Source organism: Chromobacterium sp. IIBBL 290-4 (assembly GCF_024207115.1).
Classification (GTDB): domain Bacteria; phylum Pseudomonadota; class Gammaproteobacteria; order Burkholderiales; family Chromobacteriaceae; genus Chromobacterium.
This window is the reverse complement of sequence record NZ_CP100128.1, coordinates 956865-979662: the sequence shown is the minus strand read 5'-3', so window position 1 is coordinate 979662 and position 22798 is coordinate 956865. Positions and strand designations below refer to the sequence as shown.

At 64.2% G+C, this 22798-nt stretch carries 23 protein-coding genes and 1 tRNA gene; 8 read left to right on the top strand and 16 right to left on the bottom strand.

Translation table 11 applies throughout. The features are described 5' to 3' along the window. Position 1: 1 nt before the first annotated feature. Positions 2–919: a LysR substrate-binding domain-containing protein gene (locus tag NKT35_RS04475; protein WP_254299251.1), complete on the bottom strand. Its 918-nt coding sequence runs from the start codon at positions 917–919 to the stop codon at positions 2–4. A 113-nt stretch (positions 920–1032) separates the two neighbouring features. Here NKT35_RS04475 and NKT35_RS04470 point away from each other — a divergent pair, with 113 nt between their 5' ends. After that, positions 1033–2457, top strand: a complete 1425-nt coding sequence (locus NKT35_RS04470) for an MFS transporter (protein WP_254299249.1) — start codon at positions 1033–1035, stop codon at positions 2455–2457. After that, positions 2457–2870, top strand: coding sequence for a hypothetical protein (locus NKT35_RS04465; RefSeq protein WP_505190904.1), 414 nt, complete (start codon positions 2457–2459; stop codon positions 2868–2870). The genes NKT35_RS04470 and NKT35_RS04465 overlap by 1 nt, the downstream gene beginning before the upstream one ends. On the opposite strand, the gene NKT35_RS04460 is transcribed toward NKT35_RS04465, so the two are convergent. Next, positions 2864–3502 (bottom strand): NAD(P)-dependent oxidoreductase, encoded by a 639-nt coding sequence (locus NKT35_RS04460; RefSeq protein WP_254299246.1) that lies wholly within the window; start codon positions 3500–3502, stop codon positions 2864–2866. The genes NKT35_RS04465 and NKT35_RS04460 overlap by 7 nt on opposite strands. 135 nt (positions 3503–3637) lie before the next feature. Between NKT35_RS04460 and NKT35_RS04455 the strand changes: the two genes are divergently transcribed. Next, positions 3638–4546, top strand: a complete 909-nt coding sequence (locus tag NKT35_RS04455) for a LysR family transcriptional regulator (protein ID WP_254299244.1) — start codon at positions 3638–3640, stop codon at positions 4544–4546. Here the strand turns inward: NKT35_RS04455 and NKT35_RS04450 are convergent. The 3 genes from NKT35_RS04450 to NKT35_RS04440 all read right to left on the bottom strand — a co-directional run bounded on the left by NKT35_RS04450 (position 4516) and on the right by NKT35_RS04440 (position 8244). Further along, a complete protein-coding gene (locus NKT35_RS04450; protein ID WP_254299241.1) occupies positions 4516–5457 on the bottom strand; it encodes a LysR family transcriptional regulator in 942 nt (313 codons plus the stop codon). The genes NKT35_RS04455 and NKT35_RS04450 overlap by 31 nt on opposite strands. A 218-nt stretch (positions 5458–5675) precedes the next feature. Continuing rightward, positions 5676–6821 carry an MFS transporter gene (locus NKT35_RS04445; RefSeq protein WP_254299240.1) on the bottom strand — a complete coding sequence of 382 codons (1146 nt, stop codon included), beginning with the start codon at positions 6819–6821 and terminating at the stop codon, positions 5676–5678. 34 nt (positions 6822–6855) lie between these two features. Further along, entirely contained in the window at positions 6856–8244 is a 1389-nt protein-coding gene (locus NKT35_RS04440) for an MFS transporter (RefSeq protein ID WP_254299239.1), read from the bottom strand. Positions 8245–8365: 121 nt separating this feature from the next. Between NKT35_RS04440 and NKT35_RS04435 the strand changes: the two genes are divergently transcribed. The 3 genes from NKT35_RS04435 to NKT35_RS04425 all read left to right on the top strand — a co-directional run bounded on the left by NKT35_RS04435 (position 8366) and on the right by NKT35_RS04425 (position 9992). Beyond that, on the top strand, positions 8366–9235 hold the full coding sequence (locus NKT35_RS04435; protein ID WP_254299238.1) for a LysR family transcriptional regulator: 870 nt from the start codon (positions 8366–8368) through the stop codon (positions 9233–9235). Between the two features lie 34 nt (positions 9236–9269). Beyond that, positions 9270–9863: a glutathione S-transferase family protein gene (locus tag NKT35_RS04430; protein WP_254299237.1), complete on the top strand. Its 594-nt coding sequence runs from the start codon at positions 9270–9272 to the stop codon at positions 9861–9863. Positions 9864–9906: 43 nt separating this feature from the next. After that, positions 9907–9992, top strand: a tRNA-Tyr gene (locus NKT35_RS04425). Between the two features lie 57 nt (positions 9993–10049). Here the strand turns inward: NKT35_RS04425 and fghA are convergent. Continuing rightward, positions 10050–10880 (bottom strand): S-formylglutathione hydrolase, encoded by an 831-nt coding sequence (fghA, locus tag NKT35_RS04420; protein ID WP_371926490.1) that lies wholly within the window; start codon positions 10878–10880, stop codon positions 10050–10052. A 5-nt stretch (positions 10881–10885) separates the two neighbouring features. After that, positions 10886–12025 (bottom strand): S-(hydroxymethyl)glutathione dehydrogenase/class III alcohol dehydrogenase, encoded by a 1140-nt coding sequence (locus NKT35_RS04415; protein WP_305883466.1) that lies wholly within the window; start codon positions 12023–12025, stop codon positions 10886–10888. A gap of 99 nt (positions 12026–12124) precedes the next feature. Here NKT35_RS04415 and NKT35_RS04410 point away from each other — a divergent pair, with 99 nt between their 5' ends. Together NKT35_RS04410 and NKT35_RS04405 are read left to right on the top strand one after the other, a co-directional pair. After that, positions 12125–12994: a LysR substrate-binding domain-containing protein gene (locus NKT35_RS04410; RefSeq protein WP_254299235.1), complete on the top strand. Its 870-nt coding sequence runs from the start codon at positions 12125–12127 to the stop codon at positions 12992–12994. Between the two features lie 60 nt (positions 12995–13054). Beyond that, positions 13055–14068: a nucleoid-associated protein gene (locus NKT35_RS04405; RefSeq protein WP_254299228.1), complete on the top strand. Its 1014-nt coding sequence runs from the start codon at positions 13055–13057 to the stop codon at positions 14066–14068. Positions 14069–14255: 187 nt separating this feature from the next. On the opposite strand, the gene NKT35_RS04400 is transcribed toward NKT35_RS04405, so the two are convergent. From NKT35_RS04400 to NKT35_RS04360, 9 genes are all read right to left on the bottom strand, one after another. After that, complete coding sequence (locus tag NKT35_RS04400; protein WP_254299226.1) at positions 14256–14510, bottom strand: DUF6868 family protein; 255 nt, start codon at positions 14508–14510, stop codon at positions 14256–14258. A 90-nt stretch (positions 14511–14600) separates the two neighbouring features. Then, the gene (locus NKT35_RS04395) at positions 14601–15500 is read right to left on the bottom strand and encodes a 4-deoxy-4-formamido-L-arabinose-phosphoundecaprenol deformylase (RefSeq protein WP_254299225.1); all 900 of its coding nucleotides are present in this window, start codon (positions 15498–15500) and stop codon (positions 14601–14603) included. A gap of 69 nt (positions 15501–15569) precedes the next feature. Beyond that, a complete protein-coding gene (locus NKT35_RS04390; protein ID WP_254299223.1) occupies positions 15570–16235 on the bottom strand; it encodes a DUF4145 domain-containing protein in 666 nt (221 codons plus the stop codon). Positions 16236–16493: 258 nt separating this feature from the next. Continuing rightward, complete coding sequence (locus NKT35_RS04385; RefSeq protein ID WP_254299221.1) at positions 16494–17537, bottom strand: bifunctional UDP-4-keto-pentose/UDP-xylose synthase; 1044 nt, start codon at positions 17535–17537, stop codon at positions 16494–16496. 42 nt (positions 17538–17579) lie between these two features. Further along, positions 17580–18497 (bottom strand): formyltransferase, encoded by a 918-nt coding sequence (locus NKT35_RS04380; RefSeq protein WP_254299219.1) that lies wholly within the window; start codon positions 18495–18497, stop codon positions 17580–17582. Then, positions 18494–19444, bottom strand: coding sequence for a glycosyltransferase (locus NKT35_RS04375; protein ID WP_254299217.1), 951 nt, complete (start codon positions 19442–19444; stop codon positions 18494–18496). The genes NKT35_RS04380 and NKT35_RS04375 overlap by 4 nt, the downstream gene beginning before the upstream one ends. 5 nt (positions 19445–19449) lie before the next feature. Continuing rightward, entirely contained in the window at positions 19450–20574 is a 1125-nt protein-coding gene (locus tag NKT35_RS04370) for a DegT/DnrJ/EryC1/StrS family aminotransferase (RefSeq protein WP_254299215.1), read from the bottom strand. 14 nt (positions 20575–20588) lie between these two features. Continuing rightward, positions 20589–20960 (bottom strand): SMR family transporter, encoded by a 372-nt coding sequence (locus NKT35_RS04365; RefSeq protein ID WP_254299213.1) that lies wholly within the window; start codon positions 20958–20960, stop codon positions 20589–20591. 96 nt (positions 20961–21056) lie between these two features. Beyond that, a complete protein-coding gene (locus NKT35_RS04360; RefSeq protein ID WP_254299211.1) occupies positions 21057–22715 on the bottom strand; it encodes a glycosyltransferase family 39 protein in 1659 nt (552 codons plus the stop codon). Positions 22716–22798: the final 83 nt, after the last annotated feature.

The following is a 22798-nucleotide window of genomic DNA, read 5'->3' as shown; positions in this document are numbered from 1 at the left end:
CCTAGGGGGAGGCTTGCGCCTCTCCCAGATAATCGGCGAAGAAGTCGATGAAGGCGCGAACCTTTTCCGGCAAGTGGCGGGTGTCCGGGTAAACCGCGTACACCCCTTGCCGCGGAAAACGGTAATCCGGCAGCAGATGGACCAAGCGGCCGGCCTCCAGGTCCTCTTTTGCCTGCCAGTCCGGCAGCAGCGCCACGCCGCTGCCCTGGCGGGCGAACTCCAGCAAGGCGCCGGAAGTGTCGGCGTAGACCATGGGCGCATCCCCCGCGTCCAGTTCGGTTTCCTCCATTCCATCAGCCGTGTCCCGGCATAGCCGCCAGCGCAACGGCGCGGTCAGCCGGCTGTGCGCCAGCCAGCGGGCGCGGGCCAAATCGTCGATATCGCGGATCGCCTGGCCTGGCTGGCTCAAATATTCGGGCGAGGCCAGCGGCCAGATGTCGAAGCTTTCCAGCAAGCGCGCGCGGTAGCTGGAGTCGGCCAGCGTGCCCAGCCGGATCGCGACATCCACTTGCTCGGAAATCAGATCGGCATGCTGGGACGACGAAGCCTGGCGGATGCGCAGCCGCGGATGCAGGCGGGCGAATGCCGCCAGCGCCGGAATCAGCCGCCAGCGCGCGTATTCCGGCGTGGTGCTCAAACTCAGCGTGCCGTCCAGGCCGCCATGGCGCAGCCGCGCGCCGTCCATCGCCGCTTGCGCCTGTTCCAGCACGCGGCGGCAGTCTTCATAGAATCGGCGGCCGGTTTCGGTCAGCTGCAGCCGCCGGGTGCTGCGGAGCAGCAGCGCCGCGCCCAGCTCGGTTTCCAGCTGTTTTAGATTGAAGCTGACCACGGCCTTGCTTTGGCCCAAGGCAGCGGCGGCGGCGGTCAGCGAGCCGCTTTCCACGATGGCGGTGAATATGCGGAAACGCTGTAGGCTCATGTCGTCGCTCGATTTATTGTCAAAATAATTTTGACAGTTTGGTCGATTGGCGGTGGTTTTTCCGCTCTCCATGCCTCGCTATGCTGGCGTCAATCAAGCACAAAGGGGCGGGCATGGAATACCGCAAACGGGTGGCCACAGTGTATCTGCTGGGCTTTTTCATCGATCTGGCCAATCTTTTCGTCGGCAATGTCGCTTTTCCAGCCATCGTCCGCGATTTTCACTGCGGCGTGACGGAGCTGGCGTGGGTAGGCACCGCCTATATCCTGGGCCTGACCGTGGTGATTCCGCTGGGCGGCTGGCTGGCGGCGCGCTGGGGCGGCAAGCGCGCTTTCATGTTTTCCTTGTTGTTGTTCATATTGGCTTCCTTCGCGGCCGGTTGCGCGCGTTCGCTGCCGGAGCTGGTGGCTTGGCGGGCCTTGCAAGGTTTGGGCGGCGGCTTGTTGATCCCCTTGGGGCAGACCATGACCTACCGTTTGTTTCACGCGTCGGAACGGCCCGGTTTGACGGCTGCGATCTTGCTGGTGGGGCAATTGGCCCCGGCGCTGTCGCCCATGTTAGGCGGCTTGGCGGTGGATGGCCTGGGCTGGCGCTGGATTTTCTGGCTCAACGCGCCGCTGGCGGCGCTGCCCTTGTGCTTGGCCTGGCTCTGGCTGCGCGAGGAACGCGAGCCGGAGCCTGCGGCGGCGATGGATTGGCGAGGGCTGTTTTTGGGCGCGGCGGCGCTGCTGTCGCTGTTGTTGGGCTTGAGCGAGCTGGCGCAAGCTTCGGCTCGGGCGCTGGGCGCGGCCTGCGTGTTGCTCAGCCTGGCGTCGGCGGCGGCCTATGTCCGCCACAGCCGGCGCTGCGAACGCCCGCTTTTGCGGCTGGACCTGTTGGGCGAGCCTTTGCTGCGGCAGTCGATGTGGGTGTATTTGTCGGCGCCGGGCGTTTTCATGGGCGTGAGCCTGGCGGCCATGCTGTATTTGCAGCAAGTGTTGGGCATGGCCGCTGGGGCGGCTGGCTTGCTGATGTTGCCGTGGTCGCTGGCGGCCTTTTTCGCCATCAGCCTGACCGGGCGGCGCTATCGGACATGGGGGCCGCAGCCCTTGATCATGAGCGGCGCGGCGGCGCAGGCGGCGGGCATTTTGCTGCTGCTGGCGGTGGAGAGTCCGGACCAATGGCTATTGCTGACGCTCAGCTACGCCGCCATGGGTCTGGGCGGTTCGCTGTGCAGCAGCGCCAGCCAGAGCACGGCTTTTTTGCGGATACCGCCGGCGCGGATGGCCGAGGCCAGCGCCTGGTGGAATATCAATCGCCAGACGGCGTTTTGCTTGGGCACGGCGCTTGTCAGCTTGTTGCTGAGCTGCATGCTGGCGGCTATGGGGGTGAGCGACGCGGGGGCGGCTTCGGCGCGGAGCGCGGCCAGTTTGGCCTTTCACGCGTGTTTTCTGATCGCCGCCTGCGCCATGTTGGCGCCGCTGTGGCTGGGCGCGCGGATGCGCAATGACGAAGCGCTGGCCTTGGCTGCGGCGCCTCAAACTCAGGGAGAGGGATGATGGATGAACAAACGGCGGTTTGCGCGCGGCTGCGCGCCACTTTGGCAGGCATTGAACGTTGGCTGGGCGACGGGCCGCATGAGCCGGCGCGTTTGCAGGCATTGATGGCGGATTTCGAAGCGGATTTCACGATGACGGCGCCTGACGGCTCTCGTCTGGATAGCGGGGGATTGCAGGCGTTCTTCGAGCAGGCGGCGGGCAGCCGGCCGGGCTTGCGGATCGCTCTGACTGAGATGACGGTGTTGAGTCTGGGGATGTCAGAGGCGGTTGCGGCGTATTACGAAACCCAAACACTGGACGACGGCAGCGGCAACGGCCGCCATGCGACGGCGCTGTTGCGGCGGAATGGCGCCAACTGGCGTTGGCGCCATCTGCAGGAGACCTTGGCGGCCTCCTGGCCGGCGGATCAGTAGCCTACGGTGAAGCGGCTGCGCTGATGTTCGCCTTTTTCCAGCTCATCGAACATGGCCACGGCGTAGTCGGCTACCGAGATGTGGCTGTTGCCGTCGGCGTCGGCCAGCAACTGATCCTTGCCCAGGCGGAACTTGCCGGTGCGCTCGCCCGGTTCCAGCATGGCCGAGGGGCTCAGCAGGGTCCAGTTCAGCTCGGTTTCGGCGCGCAGCAGGTTCAGCGCTTCGCGGGCGCCCAGCGCCGAGGCTTTCCATTGTTCCGGGAAGGACGGGGAGTCCACCAGTTGCACGCCGGGGGCCACTTCCAGGCTACCGGCGCCGCCGACCACCAACAGGCGCGGCGCTTGCGCGGCCTTGGCGGCGGCGATGATGGCGCGCATGCCCTTCACGTAGTAATCGAACTGCTCGGCTTGGGCGTGGCCGCTGAAGGCGCTGATCACGGCGTCGAAGCCTTTCAGCTGTTCGGCCAGCGCGGCGCTGTCCTGCACGTCGGTTTTGGCGGCGACCAAGTTGGCTTGCGCTTCGATGCGTTCCGGACGGGACACCAGGGCGGTGACGTGGTGGCCGCGGGACAGGGCTTCTTGCAACAGGGCGGAACCGACATAGCCGCTGGCGCCGATCAGTGCGATTTTCATGGGGTGACTCCTTGCTTGGGTATCGAGTTTGAGGCGCCGCGTCGCAGCGCTGATGGAGTGCATCATGCGCTTTTCGATTGATTCGATAAACGGCTGAAATCATAATTGATTGTTATTGAAAAATTGACAGTCAAGATGAAGCGCGGCGTAGAGAACAATCTGGAAGGCTTGCAGGTATTCGTGGCGGTGGCGGAGGCGGGTGGCTTTACCGCCGCCGCCGAGCGGCTGGGCATGACCAAGGCCAATGTCAGCCTGCAAGTGGGGCGGCTGGAAACCCAGCTGGGCGCGACGCTGTTCACCCGCACCACGCGGCGGGTCAAGCTCACCGAGGCTGGACAGGCCTTGTATCTGGATGCCCAGCCGGCCTTGGCGGCATTGCGCGACGCGCTGCTGCAGGCGGGACATGGCGCGGGCGAGTTGAGCGGCGTCTTGCGGCTGACCGCGCCGGTCAGCCATATGGCGGAATCGGTCGCGCCGGCGGCTACCCAGTTCATGCGCCAGCACCCTGGCTTGCAGCTGGAGCTGCACGCGGTGGACCGGATGGTGGATCTGGTGGCGGAAGGCATGGACTTGGGCATCCGCCTGGGCATGTTGCGGGATTCGTCGCTGCGGGCGCTGAAGCTGGGGGAGTTCGCCCAGCAATTGGTGGCCTCGCCCGACTATCTGCGCGAGCGCGGCCATCCCCGCCATCCCGAAGACTTGCCGGCGCACGATTGGGTGGCGTTGACGCTATTGAAGACGCCGCTGACCTGGCGCTTCGCCGGGCCAAACGGCGCAGAGGCCGAAGTGCGGATGCGCGGACGGATGAAGGTGGATTCCGGCGCGTCCCTGCGCTCCTTGCTATTGGCCGGCGCGGGCATGTCGGTGCTGGATTCGCTCAGCGTGCAGGACGACTTGCGCCAAGGGCGCCTGATTCATCTGTTGCCGGAATGGACCTTGCCCAAGGGCGGCGTCTACGCGGTGTTTCCGCCCGGGCGGCATGTGCCGCCGGCGGTGCGCGCCTTTGTCGAGTTCTACCGGGTGTGTCTGTCCAGGCCGGTTTGAGATTTGCCATTTTCCGGCAGCGCGGCAGCCACGCGCGGCAGCGTGAAATCGATGAAAGTCTGGTACTTGCGCGTCAGCGGCGCGCGGAAGGCATGGACCAGGTAGATCGGCCAATAGTCGCAATGCCATTCCGGCAATACCCGCACCAGTTCGCCGCGATCCAGATGCCGCTGCACCGTGTAATCAGCCAATAAGGTGATGCCGTGGCCAGCCAGGGCCAGATTGGCTTGCAGCGGGTAGTGACTCAAGTAAAACAAGGGGGCGATGGCTTGCTGGACGTGTTGCTCGCCGCGGGTAAGCTTGAGGCCGCCGCGGTGCTCCGCCTCCGTCGCCAACAGCCGGTGCGCCGCCAGGTCGGCGGGCTGGCGGATGTCGGGATGGCGCGCCAGATAGGCTGGCGAAGCGTAAAGATTCTCGCTGGCATAGCCCGCCAGCCGGGCTACCAGCCTGTCGTCGTGCACCTTGTGCGAACGGGCGGAACGCAGGCAAAAGTCCAGCACATCGGCCACCGGGTCTTGCAGCTGATTATTCACTTCCAGCGATAGCTGCAAGCCCGGGTGCAGGGTGGCCAGCTCGCTGAGCACCGGGCCCAGCACATACTGGGCCAGCGAGGAGGTGGTGCTCACCATCAGCGGACCCTGCACATCGCTTTGCGTTTCATCCACCGCCATCCTGGCCTGGGCCACGGTTTCCCGCAGCCGGGCCGCATGCGGGCGCAGCCGTTCGCCGGCTTCGGTGAGCGCCACCTTGCGCGTGGTGCGCTGAACCAGCACGGCGCCCAGCTCGTGCTCCAGCTCCTTGATGCGGGCGCTGATCAGGCTTTTATTGCAATCGAGCAGATCGGCGGCTGCGGTGAAGCTGCCGCCGCGGGCCAGCGCGTCGAAGGCGAGCAGATTGTCGGGCGAAGGCATTGTTTTCATATCAGGACAATGAATCCGGTTTTGCGGATTTATTCCGGAACAATAGGCTGGCTATCCTAGCATGCATCTTTCATTCCGCACCTGCGCGAGGCGTTCATCATGCGATATCTGTTCCGTTTTTATCCCAGGCTGTTTGGCCGCCAATGCGCCGAGAACGAGTATCGCCGCCTCAAATATCAACAGATGCCATTGCTGAGGCGAACCGTGTGCTAATCCGTCGCCGTCGAGGCGGCGATGCCGGCGCTTGGCAGGCGCCATTGCCAGATCAGAGCGCATAAGCCGATCAAAGCGGCTGCGGGCGGCAGCAGCCATGCCGGCAGGCCATAAGCCAGGGCGATCCCGCCCAGCCCCGCGCCCGCTGCGCCGCCCAGATACAGCGCCGACTCGTTGAGGGCCACCGCGATGGCGCCGTGATGGCCGGACTCCGAAATCAGCTCCTGGTTTTGCGGCACTTGCAGCGCCCAGCCGACGGCGCCCCAAATGGCGATGGGCGGCAGCGCCCATAAGGGATGGAGCGCGAGCGCGGGGGACAAGGCCGCCAAAGACAAGGTCAGGCCGGCGAGGATGAACAGCAATAGCGTGCGGGCGGGATAGCGGTCCGCCAGCGGGCCAATCAACAGGCTGCCGGCGATGCCGCCCAGCCCCCAGACCCATAGACTCAAGGCGATGCGCTCGCCATTGAGCACGGCGGCCAGATAGGTGTACAAGCCCAGGCTGGCGATGGCGGCGAGGAAGGAAACCAGAATCACCGAAACCAGCCGGCCGTTGCGCAGCAAAGCCAGCCGCTGCGCCAATGAAGGCGAGGCGGATGCCGGCAAGGGCGGCAGCGCCCGCCCCAAACCGATGAACGACAGCGCGCCCAGCAACGTGATGAGCCACATGGCCGCTGGCCAGCCGATGCGCTCGGCCAGCAGAATGCCCAGCGGCACGCCCAGCACGGTGCCTGCGCTCATGCCCGCCATGATGATGGCCAGCGCTTGGCCGCGTTTGCCGCTGGGCGCCAGCGTCGCGGCGGCGGCTATGCCCAGCGCCAGATACACGCCGGCTCCCGCGCCCGCCGCCGCCCTGGCGATCAGCAAGGCGCCGAACGAAGCGCAGACGGCGCTGGCGGCATTGGCCAGCGTGAAGGCCGCCAAGGCCAGCAAGAGCCCCAGTCTTTGCCGGGAGGCGGGCAGCAGCGCGGCGAACAAGGGCGAGCCCAAGCCATAAGCCAGAGAGAAGGCGGTGACGAATTGGCCGGCGCTGGCGGCGGACACGCCAAGATCGCGCTCCAGCAGCGGAATCAGCCCCGCGGTGACATAAGACGACATGCCAAGCGCGAAAGCGCCTAGGCCGATCCAGTAGACATTGCGCATGACAATCCTTAGCGGGATGGGAAAAAAGCCGGTTTCAATGTTCGGAGACCGCGAGCGCAGGCAGGCTTTGCTCCCGCATTTTGGGCACCCAAGATGCCGCCCAAGCGCCGCTGAGCGAGGCCAGGGCGGCAATCGACAGGCCTATGTCCAGCGCATGGCGCAGGTCGGCGCTGCGGGCAATCACCAGCGCTGCGCCGGCGGTGCCGACCAGCGCGCCGGTCTGGCGCACCGCGCCCAGCACGGCGGAGGCGGTGCTGGATAAATGCGGCGGCGCGGTTTCCAGTACCGTGGCCGTCATCGGCGCGATGGCGAGCGCAGTGCCCAGCGCCAGCGGCAGCATGGCCAGCAGCTGCCAAGCCAGCGCATATTGGCTAGCCCACACCAGCGACAGGTAACCGGCGGCCGCCAGCAGCAAGCCGTCGCGGATCTGCCGGCGCGCGCCCAGCTTGGGCAAGAGCCTGCCGGCCAACAGATTGCCCGCCACCAGGCAGCCGGCCAGCGGCAGCATGGACAGCCCGGCATGCAGCGCGTCCAGCTTCAACCCTTGCTGCAGATAGAGGCTGAGCAACAGCAAGCTGCCGAAATAAGCCACGCCTATCACCAGGCCGACCCAGTTGGCGGCGGCGAAAGCCGGATGGCCGAACAGCGCGGGCGGCATCATCGCTTGCGGATTGGCGCGTTCCAGCCGCCAGAAGGCGAGGGCGGACAGCAGCGCGGCGGCGCACAGCGCGGGCAACATCCAGATATGGGCGAGATGCGGCCCCTCGATCAGCGCGTAGCAGATCAGCGCCAGCGTCAGCATGCCGGCCAACTGGCCGGGCAGATCCGCGCCGCGCTTGGGCGCCGGGGGCTGGCCAGGCACGGTGAAGGGGATGGACAGCAGCGCGGCCAGCGCGATCGGCACATTGACCAGAAACGCGCCGCGCCAGCCCAACGGGCCCAGCAGCAGGCCGCCCAGCACCGGCCCCGCGGCGGCGGCAGTGGCGGACAAACCGCCATACAGGCCCACCGCGCGCGCGCGCCGCGCCGGATCAGAAAAAGCATGGCGCAACAAACCCAGCGAGCTGGGAATGAATAAGGCCGCCGACAGGCCTTGCAGCAAGCGGGCGATGATCAGCACGCGCGCATCCGGCGCCAGGCCGCACAGCAGCGAAGTCAGCGCGAACAAGCCCAAGCTCCAGGCCAGCACCCGGCGCGCGCCCAGCCGGTCGGCCAGCCAGCCGGCGCTGAGCATCAGGCCGGCCAGGCTGAGGGCATAGGCATCCACAATCCAGGTCAGCTCGCTGAGGCTGGCCGACAGGCTGCGCTGCATGGCCGGCAGCGCCAAGTTGACGATATTGGTGTCCAGCACTGCCATGAACATGCCGGCGCTCAGCGTCAGCAGGGTGGGCAGGCCAGGGCGGAAGGAAGCGTTGGGCGACATCGATGATCCAGGTGGGTGAAAGGCAAGGCCCCCATCCTAGGCAAATGCGGCAAGCAAAAAAATAGACAAATATGATAGATGGTGATGCAATTTCGCATCTTCGTGTAAAAGTGTTGAATCGATGAACTGGGACAACGCCCGTTATTTTCTCGCGCTGGCGCGCGCCGGCAGCTTGCGCGCCGCGGCGGCGCAGCTGGAAGTGGATCAGGCCACGGTGGGACGGCGCTTGCAGGCTTTCGAGTCCGAACTGGGCAGCCGGCTGTTTCTGCGCACGCCGCAGGGCTATCAATTGAGCGAATCGGGGCGGATGCTGCTGGCCGACGCCGAAAGGATGGAATCCTCGGCCGATGCTTTTTGCCGCAAGGCGGCGGAAAGCGACCGCCAGCTGGCCGGCCCGGTGCGCATCGCCGCCACCGAGACGGTGGCCCAGGCATTCGTGCTGCCGGCGTTGGCGCAGCTGTCGCAACGCCAACCCGAGCTGGAGTTCACCCTGTTGACCGGATTGAGCCTGAGCGACGTGGCGGCGGGCGAGGTGGATTTCGCCATCCGCAGCCGGCGGCCGGACAAAGGCGAACTGCTGGTGCGCAAGCTGGCGACGATAGAAATGAGCCTCTACGCCTCGCGCGGCTACCTGGCCCGCCGCGGCCGGCCGCAAGCGGGCGAGAGTTTCGCCGGCCATGATTTGCTGATGCTGCGGCGCGAGGCGGTGCCGCGCCATTGGCAAAACCTGTGCGGAGAAAGCATAGACCAGGCGCGCATCGCGCTGCAGGCCAACTCGCAGTTCTCCTTGCGCCAGGCCGCGCTGAACGGCATGGGCATCGCCATGCTGTCCTGCTTCATCGCCGATGGCGACGCCGAGCTGGAACGCGTCTGGCCGGAGCGGGTGGATCATGTGGACATGTGGATGGTACTGCATCCCGACGTGCAGAAGGTGACGCGGGTGCGGGCGGCGGTGGAGGCGATCGCGGCGGCGTTTCAGGCGCTTGGATAGGCGTGATATGCTTTTGTAATTTCACTGGGGCGTCATGGAAATCTACGGCACCAGCCATTCCCGCGCTTTCCGCGTGTTGTGGATGGCGTGCGAGCAGGAGACGGAGTTTGTCCACCATCCTTTGGCGGTGGAGCGTTGCGGCGGCGACGCTGCGTACCTGGCGCTGAATCCGGCCGGCACCATTCCCTTGTTGAAAGATGGCGATTTCGTGTTGGCGGAATCTCTGGCCATCAATCTTTATCTGGCCCGCAAACACGGGCGCATGTGGCCGGCGGACGAGCGGGAGCAAGCGCTGGCGCTGCAATGGTCGTTCTGGGCGCAGGCTACACTGGAAGGGCCTTATATTCTTTGGGCGGAGCATAGCTTGTGGCTGCCGGCGGCCTTGCGCGACGCGGCGAAGCGCGAACAGGCGGCGCAAGACTTGCGGCGTCCGCTGGACAGGCTGGAGCGGGCTTTGCGCGATCGCCGATATTTGCTGGGCGACAGCTTCAGCGCGGCGGATCTGAACGTGGCGGCGGTGATCAACGGCCTGGCGGATTTTGAGCCGCAGGCGCGGCCGCATGTTCATGATTGGCTGAGGCGTTGTTTGAGCCGGCCGGCGTATCTGCGCGCCAGCCAGTTGCCCTAGGCTATTGACAGTCAGGCTGCTTACCGATAATATGCGCCGCTCTGGAGGGGTTACCCCAGCGGTCAACGGGTCCGGACTGTAAATCCGGCGGCTAAGCCTTCGAAGGTTCGAATCCTTCTCCCTCCACCAGATTCAACAAAAAAGCCAGGTTCTCGAACCTGGCTTTTTTGCGTTCCGCGTCCGCGTTCAGGCCCGCAGGTGGCGGGCGTGGAAACGCAGGTGTTCGTCGATGAAGCTGGCGACGAAGTAATAGCTGTGGTCGTAGCCGCTGTGGCGGTGCAGCTCCAGCTTGGCGTCGCTTTGCCGCGCCGCCAGTTGCAGCGCTTCCGGCTGCAATTGCTCGGCCAGGAAAGGATCGGCCAGGCCCACGTCCACCCGCAGCGGCAAGGGGCTGCCGCGCTCGGCCAGCAGCTCGCTGGCGTCCCACTCCCTCCAGGTTTCCTCATTGTCGCCCAGATAGGCCGCGAAAGCCTTGCGGCCCCACGGCGCTTGCATGGGGCGGCAGATCGGGCTGAAGGCCGACGCCGACACATAATCCTGCGGCCGGCGCAGCGCGCAAACCAGCGCGCCATGGCCGCCCATCGAGTGCCCGGCGATGGCGCAGCGTCCATTCAGCGGAAACGACTCGCGCAGCAGCGCCGGCAGCTCGCGCGTCACGTAGTCGTACATCCGGTAGTGGCGGCGCCAGGGATCGCGCAGCGCGTTGAGATAAAAACCGGCGCCCTGGCCCAGATCATAGGCGTCGTCGTCGGCTACCTCTTCGCCGCGCGGGCTGGTGTCCGGCATGAGCAGCGCGATGCCCAGCTCGGCGGCCAGGCGCTGCGCGCCGGCTTTCTGGCTGAAGTTCTCGTCGCTGCAAGTCAGGCCGGACAGCCACAGCAGCCAGGGCACGCGGCCCTGCTCCGCCGCCGGCGGCAGGAACACGCTGAAGCGCATCCGGCAGGACAAGGTGTCCGCGTCGTGCCGCCACTGCTGTTGCCGTCCGCCGAAGGCCAGGTTGTCCGCCAGCTTTTCCAAACCGCTCATGCCCGCTCCGGCGCGTAGTGGATCACCGAGCGTATGCTCTTGCCCTCGTGCATCAGCTCGAAGGCCTCGTTGACGCCCTCCAGCGGCATGGTGTGGGTGATGAAGTCGTCGAGGCGGAATTCGCCCTTCAGATAGCGCTCCACATAATCCGGCAGTTCGGTGCGGCCGCGCACGCCGCCGAAGGCGCTGCCGCGCCACACCCGGCCGGTCACCAGTTGGAAGGGGCGGGTGGAGATTTCCTGGCCGGCGCCGGCCACGCCTATGATCACCGATTCGCCCCAGCCCTTGTGGCAGCATTCCAGCGCCGCGCGCATCACCTTGACGTTGCCTATGCACTCGAAGGAGAAGTCGACGCCGCCGTCGGTCATCTCCACGATCACGTCCTGTATCGGCTTGTCGAAATCCGCCGGATTGACGCAGTCGGTGGCGCCCAGCTTCTTGGCCAGTTCGAACTTGCTCTCGTTGATGTCGATGCCGATGATGCGGCCGGCGCCGGCCATGCGCGCGCCGATGATGGCCGACAGGCCGATGCCGCCCAGGCCGAAGACGGCCACGCTGTCGCCGGCCTTCACCTTGGCGGTGTTGACCACCGCGCCCATGCCGGTGGTGACGCCGCAGCCCAACAGGCACACTTCCTCCAGCGGCGCGGCCTTGTTGACCTTGGCCAGCGAGATTTCCGGCAGCACCGTGTATTCGCTGAAGGTGGAGGTGCCCATATAGTGGTAAATGGTCTTGCCGTCCTTGGAGAAGCGGCTGGTGCCGTCCGGCATCAGGCCCTTGCCTTGGGTGGCTCGGATTTTCTGGCACAGATTGGTTTTGCCGGACAGACAGAATTTGCACTCGCGGCATTCCGGGGTGTACAGCGGAATGACGTGGTCGCCCACCGCCACGCTGGTGACTCCGGGGCCGATTGATTCGACGATGCCGCCGCCCTCGTGGCCGAGAATGCAGGGGAACACGCCTTCCGGATCTTCGCCGGACAGGGTAAAGGCGTCGGTGTGGCAGACGCCGCTGGCCACCATTTTCACGCGCACCTCGCCGGCTTTGGGCGGATGCACTTCGATTTCTTCAATGCTCAGCGGCTGGCCGGCGGCCCAGGCCACGGCGGCCTTGCAGCGAATGATGTCTTGGCTCATCGATTTTCCTTGTTGGGGATGGGCAATCGCTCATTGTATTTTTTTGCCTGGCGTTGATAATCGGCCCGATAGGTAAATCATTTTTTCCATGGAGCAATAATGGCGGACTGGGAAGGGCTGAGCGAGTTCGTGGCGGTGGTGGACGGCGGCGGCTTCACTGCGGCGGCGCGGCGGCTGGGCTTGTCGGTGGCGCAGGTGAGCCGGCTGGTGGGGCGGCTGGAGGAGCGCCTGGGCGCGCGGCTGCTGTATCGCACCACCCGCAAGATCAGCCTGACCGAGGCCGGCGAAGTGTACCTGGCGCATGGCCGGCAATTGCTGGAATCGCTGGCCGAGGCCGAGCAGGCGGTGTCGCAGCTGCAGGCCGAGCCGCGCGGCGCGCTGAAGCTGACCGCGCCGCTGGCTTACGGCCAAAGCCATATCGCGCCGCTATTGCTGGATTTCATGCAACGCTACCCCTTGCTGGAGGTGCAGCTCAATCTCAGCAACCAAGTGCAGGACCTGGTGCACGACGGTTATGATTTGGCGATACGCATCGGCCATCTGGGCGATTCGACGCTGAAGGCGCGCAAGTTGGCGCAGCGCCGTTATCATATCTGCGGCTCGCCGGCGTATTTCGCCGTTCATGGCTTGCCGCGCACGCCGCAGGACCTGGCGCGGCAGCGCTGCCTGTCGATAGGCAAGGAGGGCTGGCATCTGCGCGTGGGCGGCCGGCGGCAGACCTTCCGGGTGCAGGGGCCGCTGCGCTGCAGCACCGCCGCCCCGCTGGCCGAGGCGGCCTTGCGCGGCATGGGTTTGGTGCAGCTGCCCGACTATTATGTGGCGGCCCACCTGGCGCGCGGCGAGCTGATCGAGGTCTTGGCGGAGTACGCCGAAGAAGAGGAAGGCATCTGGGCCTTGTACCCGCATAACCGCCAGCTCAGCCCCAAGGTGAGGCTGTTGGTGGACTTTTTGGCCGAGCGGCTGGGCTAGGGCTCTTGTCAAGGCGGGGTGCGGCGACAATAATCGCGCATTATTTTGCGGAGCATGGCGATGGTGATTACCGAATCAAAAGTGGAATGCATGGTGGTGCACCGGGTGGGCAATCCCACGCGAGGGGAGCCGCTGCAGCTGTCCGAGCGCACCACGATGGTGGACGAGGCGGTGTCCGGCCTGCTGCTGGACGGCTATTTGAAGGGCATCGTGTCCGACCGCAAGAAGCACCAGTTCGTCCATGAGACCGATTTGAATCTGAACGAGGTCTATCACTACACCCGCCAGTTCTTCCGCGGCGAGATCGATTTCCTGGAGGTGTCGCAGCGCATCGCCAAGCATCTGTACGGCCGCTCGCAGCACCCCAATATCAGCGCCGGCGATTTGCTGGTGATCCAGTTTGCCGGCCTGAGCGACGGCGACCGCGAGATCCACGCGCTGGGCGTGTTCAAGTCGGAGATCCGCGACGACTTCCTCACCATCATCGAAGGCGGCGGCGTGTTCGACATCAGCCACGCCTCCGGCATCAACCCGCGCTTGATCGACAAGGGCGCGCTGATCCTGGAGCACGGCCCGACGGTGTACGCGGTGGATAGGCTGAGCCGCGAGGCCAAGTTCTGGCTGGATGATTTCCTGAAGGCGCTGCGGGTGCCGGACAAGGCGTCCAGCAGCAAGATGCTGGCCAGCGTGGTGGAACAGTTGTCGGGCGAGATCGAAGACCCCATGCAGCAGGCGCGCTTCAAGGACGAGTTGCTGCAACTGGTGGAAAGCCAGCCGGAAGAGGTGCAGGCCAAGGCGTTGACCGCCGCCGCCGAACGCTTTGTGCCGCGCGAGCAGGTGGAAGTGGCGCTGGGCAGTGCGGCGGAGTCGTATGGCTTCGAGCTGGACGACGAGGCGCGGCTGCCGGCCAAGGGCGTGGCCAAGCAATTGGAAAAAACGCTGTCGCGCTATGGCGTGGGCCATGGCATCAGCGTGTTGCTGCCGTCCGGCATCACCTTGAAGAACATCCAGTCGCAGAACGACGGCGAAGGCGGGATCAGCCTGACCTTGTTCCTGAACAAGCGCGATCATTGACGGTTGAGTTGATCCGACAATCACGGCGGCGGTCTTCGGGCCGTCGCCGTTTTTGCGTTCCATGCCGGGAGGGCGGCGATTGCGCAATGCATCCCCCTTCCGCGCGGGCAAGGCCGGGGCCTGCCCGCCCTACATGGTTGGGGCTGCTGGCGTTTACATAGCGCGCGGCGGTAGGGCGGGCTGGCCCTTAGGCCTTGCCCGCATGGCTTAGCCACAGCGCCAGCAGCGGCGCCAGGTTGAACACGAATACCAGGATTTTATAGAGGCCGATGCCGCCGTAGTTCAGCAAATCGAAGGCGGGTTCGGACAAGCGGAACCAGCGGCTGTGCAGCCGGTACAGCCAGCCGCGGCAGAAATAAAAAACGCCAAACCACAGAATCAGGATGGCGTAGTGGAAGGCCAGGCTGATCAGCAGCAGGCGTTCGAGTTGGGCGGTATCCATGGCGGCGCTCCTGATGAGTGGGATGCTCTCAGAATAGACCGGCCTGGCAGGGCGGGCAGGCCGCAAGGGCTTGCCCGCGTGGCGCTCGGATCAGGCTTGCAAAGCCAGCGTACCGCTGCGGCCGGGAATTTCGCCCATGACCACGCGGCCCTTGGGCAGCGCGGTGGCGTCCAGGCTGTTGAACAGATCGATGCAGCTGACCAGCTCATAGCCCTGGCGTTTCCAGCCGGCCAGCAAGCGGTCGAAGGTGTCCATCAGCCGCATGCCTTCCAGCTCGGCGTGCAGGGTGTAGACGTGGCCGCTGGCCGGCGCGGTTTCGGTCAGCTTCAACAGATGTTCGTGGACGTTATCGTTAGTCAGACCGTCCAGGCCGATCAGCTCGTCCAGCGTCGGCAGCGTGGTGGGCAGCTGCGGCACGCCCAGCGGCTGGCCGGCGGCGTCCACCGGCTGGAAGGCTTGGCTGCCGCGGCCGTCGGACGCGTAGGCCATGCCCAGCTCTTTCTGATACGCCAGCGCGGCATCGTTGATTTGCCAGCCGGCTGCGCCGTGGGTACGCGCCGGCTCGCCGAAAATCTCGCGGAAGCGGTCGGCGGCTTTCTTCATTTCGGCGCGGGTCCAGGCGGCATTCTTGCCGGCCACGTAGTCCTGCCACTTGATGTGGTCCCAGCAATGGATGCCCACCTCGAAACCGGCGTCGCGCACGCCGCGCAGCAGGGTGGCCTCGCGCTTGCCGATGTCCGGCCCCGGCAGCACGGTGCCGTAGAGCAGGGTGCGGATGCCGTAGTGCTCCACCACCGAGGTGCGCGAAACCTTGGACAAAAAGCCGGGACGGAACACGCGCTTGATGGCGCGGCCGGTGTGGTCCGGGCCCAGGCTGAACAAAAAGGTGGCGCCGGCCTGGTGGCGCTGGAGCATCTCTATCAGCCGCGGCACGCCCTCGCGGGTGCCGCGCCAAGTGTCGACGTCTATCTTCAGTGCGAGTTTTTTCATGAGATTAGAGCGTATGTACTGGATAGACTGGGTTTAGTTGGCAGAGCGTTAAATTTTCGAAGAGAGATTTTAGTCTGGATGGCGTTTTGGAATTTTTTCTATGGCCGTTTTTGCTTGATCTTCAAGGAAGTATAGTTGATGTGTAAGATTTTCCATAATATCCATTGCAGCATTGACTTGCGAGTAGTTTGGAATGAATCCTCTATGTGTACTTGCATGCCCAAGCTCTAACGCGGCTTCCAAGATTTCAGCTTGAAAATTTGAAATAAAGCCTTTGTTTTTAAATTCATTAATATTTTTCTTAAAAGTACCATTGTCTCCAATTTTATCAATCATTATGGCCTCAATGACTGATCTGATCCCCATGCATGCAAGAGATGGCGCTTTGTTTTGTAATGCTTGGTAGATTTCTAATAATACTTGTCGAATATGTGGTGCGGATGATGGTGAGTTGATCCATCTGGGTTGTGGGCGAAATATAGAGGGTGGGTAATATGTTTCCGAAACGCAAGGATTTCCATTCTCATCTGTTTCTTCGCTAAAGTGAGATTTATGGAGTATCTTTATGCTTTCGCACCCTTTGCATTCTAAAATAAAAAACTTGTCCCATCCAGAAATGAAGGTGCCATCACCGACATCCTCTTCCCAGGTTTTATCAACTTGGTGAAGTAAATTATGGTTTCGCTTACCACCGCAGGTGTTGCAGTGAGCTTTCATCGTGACGATGTCTGCCATATCTTTACCTTTCAAGTTATGTAGCGCGGGTTGGCCTGGAGGGCCATACCCGCGGTTTCCATTACCTGTTCATGCCTTGTGGGACAACTTTTCGCGGGTATGGCCTGCGGCCAACCCGCGCTACGGCTGATATCGATCTTGGCTGCGTGCCCCCCTCTCCCCAACCCCTCTCCCACGGGGGGAGAGGGGCTATAGGGCAGCTCCGTAGAGCGGGTTGGCCTAACAGGCCATACCCGCGATTCCATATGGCGTGGGCGCTTATTCGGACAGATCGCGGCTGGCAGCGACTTGGTCGCGGTAGTAGTCGTAGATGCCGCGCAGGGCGTCGGCCATGGTCACTGTCGGCTTCCAGTCCAGATCGGCCATGGTGTTGTCGATCTTGGGCACGCGGTTTTGCACGTCCTGATAGCCCTTGCCGTAATACTGGCCGGAGGTGGTTTCCACCACTTGCACCTGGTCGGCGTTGAGCTGGTATTCCGGGTAGACGCGGGCGAGGTCCAGCATCATCTGCGACAGTGCGCGGATGGAGTAGTTATTGCTCGGGTTGCCGATGTTGTAGATCTGGCCGGTGGCTTTGCCGTCCTGGTTTTCGATGATCTTCATCAGCGCGGCGATGCCGTCGTCCACATAGGTGAAGGCGCGCTTCTGGTGGCCGCCGTCCACCAGCTTGATGGTCTCGCCGCGCACGATGTGGCCCAGGAACTGGGTGATCACGCGGCTGGAGCCTTCCTTGGGCGTGTTGATGTTGTCCAGCCCGCCGCCTATCCAGTTGAACGGGCGGAACAGGGTGTAGTTCAGGCCTTCCTGCATGCCGTAGGCGTGGATCACGCGGTCCATCAGCTGCTTGGAGCAGGAGTAGATCCAGCGCGGCTTGTTGATCGGGCCGCAGATCAGCTCGGAGTTTTCCGGGTCGAACTCGTCGTCGTGGCACATGCCGTAGACTTCCGAGGTGGACGGGAACACCAGGTGTTTCTTGTACTGCACGCACTGGCGCACGATGGGCAGGTTGGCTTCGAAGTCCAGCTCGAACACGCGCAGCGGATTGTTCACATAGGTGGACGGCGTGGCGATGGCCACCAGCGGCAGCACCACATCGCACTTCTTGACGTGGTATTCGATCCACTCCTTGTTGATGGTGATGTCGCCTTCGAAGAAGTGGAAGCGCGGATGGTCTTTCCACTCGGCCACGCGGTCGTCCTGCATGTCCATGCCGTAGACTTCCCAGTCGGTCGTCTCGATGATGCGCTTGGTCAGGTGGTGGCCGATGAAGCCGTTCACGCCCAGAATCAGTACTTTTTTCATTGGATGTCCTCACTCGCCCGCAGGCGGAATAATCGAATTCTTTTATAAGGCCAACGCGTCGGCTTCGACGCGGGCGGCGAAGTTGTCGGCGGAGAGCGGCTGGCCGTCCAGTTCCGCTTCCAGCACCGCTAGGCGGCCGCCGTCGACGCAGCGCAGCCACAGCTTGCCGTCGGCGGCATAAATTTCGGCGCGTTCGGCAGGCGCAGCGCTGCCGGCGCGCAGTGTTTTCCACAATAGCAGGCGGCCGGCCTTGGTATCGGCAAAGGCGCCGGGGAAAGGCCGCGTCAGCGCGCGCGCGAAGTTGTGCAGCTGCGCCGCCGCGGCTTGACCGTCGATGCGGCCGTCTTCCGGCTTGCGGCCGCCAAAGTAGCCGCCCAGGCTCAAGTCTTGCTGCAGATGCGGCGCGCTGCCGTCCATCAGGCCGGGCAGGCTGCGCCACAGCACCATTTCCGCGGCGACGGTGACCTTGGCGAACACCTCGTCCGCGGTATCGTCCGGCAAGATGGGCACCGCCATCTGGTCGACGACGGGGCCGTTGTCCGGTTTGACGTTCATCTGGTGCAGCGTGGCGCCGGTTTCGGTTTCGCCGTGGATGACGGCCCAGTTGATCGGCACGCGGCCGCGATACTTGGGCAGCAGCGAGCCGTGCATATTGTAAGCGCCGCGCTTGACCGCTTCCAGCAGCGGCGCCTTCAGCATGTGGCGGTAATAGAAGGAGAACAGGAAATCGGCCTGGCAGGCTTGCACCTGCGCCACCACTTCCGGCGCGTTCGGATCATCCGGCGTGATGCAGGCGATGCCGTGCTCGCGCGCGACTTGAGCTACGCTGGCGAACCAGATGTTCTCGTTGGGGTTGTCCTGGTGGGTCACCACCAGCGCCACGTCCACGCCGCGGCCGATCAGCGCCTTCAGGCAGCGCACGCCGACATTGTGGTAGGCGAAAACGACGGCGCGGCTCATGCCTGTTCCTCTTTCTGCTCCAGCACCGCCTGGATCACATAGCGCGGGCGGGCGCGGACTTCTTGATAAATGCGGCCGATGTATTCGCCCAAGAGGCCGATGCCGAACAGAGCGATGCCGATCAGGAAGAAGGCGATGGCGAACAGCGTGAACAGACCGCCCACTTCCGGGCCTATGATCAGCCGGCGCAGGATCAGGTAGATCACCAGCAGGCCGGAGCCGGCGGAAATGGCCATGCCCATCAGCGAGAACCATTGCAGCGGCACCAGCGAGAAGCCGGTCATCAGGTCGAAGTTCAGGCGGATCAGGCTGTACAGCGAGTACTTGGATTCGCCGGCGAAGCGCTCCTCGTGGCCGACGGTCACCTCGGTGGGGTTCTGCGCAAACTGGTAGGCCAGCGCCGGGATGAAGGTGTGCAGCTCATTGCACTGGTTGATGGTGTCGATGATGCGGCGGCTGTAGGCGCGCATCATACAGCCCTGGTCGGTCATCTTGATGCGGGTCAGCTTCTCGCGCAGGCGGTTCATCGCGCGGCTGGCCAGGTGGCGCCACAGGCTGTCGTTGCGCTGGCGGCGGATGGAGCCGACGTAGTCGTGGCCCTTGTCCATTTCGGCCAGCAGCACGGCGATGTCTTCCGGCGGGTTTTGCAGGTCGGCGTCCAGCGTCACCACGCGCTCGCCGCGGCTGTGTTCGAAGCCGGCCAGGATGGCGCGGTGCTGGCCGAAGTTGCCGTTGAACAGCACCACGCGGGTCACGTCCGGGCGGCGGTTGAACTGTTCGGACAACATGGCCACGCTCTTGTCGCGGCTGCCGTCGTTGATGAACACGATCTCGTAGCGGATGTTCAGCGCGTCCAGTGCCGGGTACAGGCGGTCGAACAGCGCCTGCAGCACGTCCTGCTCGTTGTAGACCGGGATGACGACGGAAAGATTGATGCTTGTATTCATGAGTGTCAGTGTAAAACGGCGCGCAGCGCGGCGCTGAAGGTTTGGCAGACGCGGAGCACGTCCTGGTCTTTCATCGCCGGGAACAGCGGCAGCGTGACGGTGCGCGCGCCGATGTCTTCGGCTACCGGGAAGTCGCCTTCGCTATAGCCCTTTTCGCGGAACAGCGTGAACAAATGCATGGCCGGGTAGTGCACGCCCACGCCGATCTGTTCCGCCTTCATGCGGGCGATGAATTCGCCGCGGCCTATGATCATTCTGTCCAGGGGCAGCAGCGGCTGGAACATGTGCCAGTTGCTCTGTTCAAAGTCTTCCGGCGGCAGCTCGCAGCCCAGTTCGCGGTCGAAATGCTGGAAATACAGCTTGGCCAATTCGCGGCGGCGGGCGTTGAACGCGTCCAGCTGTTTCAGCTGGCCCAGGCCGATGGCGGCGGCGATGTCGGTCATGTTCGCCTTGCCGCCCAGCACGTCCACGTCCATGGTGCCGTCCGGGAAGCGGGTGACGCCTTGCAGGCGCAGCTTTTCGAACAAGCGGGCTTCTTCCGCGTTGTTCAGCACCAGGCAGCCGCCTTCGCCGCTGGTCATGTTCTTGTTGGCGTGGAAGCTGAACGACACCAGGTCGCCTTCCGCGCCGATGCGCTTGCCCTGCCAATTGGCGCCCATGGACTGGGCGGCGTCTTCCACCACGCGCAGCTTATGGCGGCGGGCGATGTCGTACAGACGGTCGCGGTCCACCGGCAGGCCGGCCAGATCCACCGGGATGATGGCGCGGGTGCGCGGCGTGATCGCGGCTTCCAGCTTGGACAGATCGATATTACGGATGGCCGGATCGGCGTCGACGAACACCGGCGTCGCGCCCACTTTCAGGATCACGTTGGCGGTGGCGATCCAGCTCAGCGGGCAGGTGATCACCTCGTCGCCGGGGCCGACGCCGGCGATTTGCAGCGCCATCTCCAGCGCGGCGGTGGCCGATGCCACCAGCCGCACCGGGCGGCCGCCGCAGAAGGCGGACAGCTCGGTTTCCAGCTGCTGGCAGCGCGGGCCGGTGGTGATCCAGCCGGAGCGCAGCGTTTCGGCTACGGCGGCGATGGTGTCTTCGTCTATGGCGGGACGGGTGAAGGGCAGAAATTCCATATCTAACCTTTATCTCAGCTGCGGGCGACCAGCACCACGCCGACGATGATCACGGCGATGCCGATGAGTTTTTGCGTGGCCAGCGCTTCGCCGAACATCCAGTAGGCGAGCAGGGCGTTGACCACGTAGCCGATGGACAGCATGGGGTAGGCCACGCTGACCTCCACGCGCGACAGCGCCATGATCCACACCACCACGCTGACGGCGTAGCAGGACAGGCCGCCGACGATGGGCAGATTGGTGGCCAGAGACCAGCCTATCGGCCAGGCATTGGCCAAGGAGAAGTCGAAGTGGCCGATCTGGCGCACGCCGGCTTTCAAGCACAGTTGCGCGGCGGCGTTGAGCAGCACGCCGAACAAGATCAATCCAAATTCAATCAGTTTCATTCATTCACATCCTTTGCCCTTTAGGCGGGCAGCATCCGGGGCGACGATTGGCTTTCCCCTCTCCCCTCGCGGGAGAGGGGCCAGGGGAGAGGGGGCTTAAGGTTTAGCCACCACCATCCGCCGCGGGTCCTGATAAATCACTTTCATCGGCAGGCCTTGCTTCCGCAGTTCCTGAAAGGTGTTGTCGGTCAGCATCGCCACCGCCTTGGGCGCGGCGCGCCAGGCGGCGGTGAATTGTTCCAGCCGCGGCATCCAGTTTTGCGGCTCCTGCCCCTCGCCGAACTCGAACTCGTCGACGAAATCCACCAGTTTGACCGGCCGTCCCACGTAGTAGGGGAAGGTCTGATCGTAGTAGCGCACCGAGTAGATTTCGCTGTCCGGCGTCAGGTAGGGCTGGATTTGCTTGACGATTTCCTTGCTGCCCTTGAGCCGGCCATAGCTGTCGTGGCCGCTGGCGGCCAGCGTGACGGCGATCAGGCTGCCGAAGGACAGCGCAGCGACGGCGGCCAGCATGCGGCCCCGCCCCAGCGCGCGCCAGGCGTAAACCGAGGCGATCAAGAATGCCGCCGCGCCGGCGGCGATGAAGTGCGCGAAGGGTTGGATCACCTCCAGCGGCGAGTCTTCATTGGCGAAGCGGCCGGCGAAGGGCCAGGCGGCCAGCAGCGCCAGCCATAGCAGCGCCGGCAGAACGATGTGCTTCTTCAACTGCGCCGGCGTCATGCGGCTGAAGCTATAGGCCAACATCAGCGCCAGCGCCGGGAACATCGGCAGGATGTAGGACGGCAGCTTGGAGCTGGACTTGCTGAAGAAGGCGAAAATGAACAGGCACCAGATCAGCAGCAGGCGGCCGATGCGCAGGCCGGCGGCGCGGTCGGCCCAGGCGTCCTTGACGATGCGCGGCAGCAGCGTGGTCCACGGCAGCAGGCCCAGGATCAGATAGGGCACGAAATACCACGGCGCGCCGGTGCGCTTGTGCTCGGTGGTGAGGAAGCGCTCGAAATGCTCGCGGATGAAGAAGAAGTGAGCGAAATCGGCGTTGCGTTCCGAAACCAGCACAAACCACGGCGCGGTGAGCGCGAAGAACAGCGCCAGGCCGCTGAGCCAGTGCATGCGTTTCCAGAACGCCCACTGCCAGTTGACGAGGCTGTACAACACCAGCGTGGCGCCGGGAATCAACAGGCCGATCAAGCCCTTGCTCAGCACCGCGCCGGCCATGGCCGCCCAGGTGATCCACATTGCCCAGCGGGTTTCCGCGCGGCTGGCTTCCTCGCGCTGCGCCAGCAGGAAACCGCACAAGGCGGCGGTGAGGAAGAAGCTGACGCCCATGTCCAGCGACAGAAAGTGGCTGTTGGCGACGATCCAGGCCATGCCGCCGGCGGCCAGCGCCGCATGGCGGCCGGCATCCACGCCCCATAGCCGGCGCGCGGTCAGCGAGACCGCGGCCACGCTCAGAAAGCCGGTCAGGCCCGGCCAGAAGCGGGCGGCGAATTCATTGACGCCGAAGACGGCGAAGCTGATTGCGCCCATCCAGTATTGCAGGATGGGTTTCTCGAAATAGAGCAGGCCGTTCAGGCGGGGCGTGATCCAGTCGCCGCTGTGCAGCATGAACAGCGAAATCGTCGCGTAACGGCCCTCGTCGGCGTGTATCAGGCCGCGATAGCCCAGGCTGCCGAACCAGATCAGCGCGAACAGCAGCCACAGCGCGGCTTCGCGCGCGCGCGACGGCGATGCGTCATAGCCTTGAGGGGTGAACATGGGCGTAGGGGGCTTTCGTTTTAATATTCTGAATTCAAGCGAACTGGACAGCATAACCGATTACAGGCGCGCTGTACGTTGCG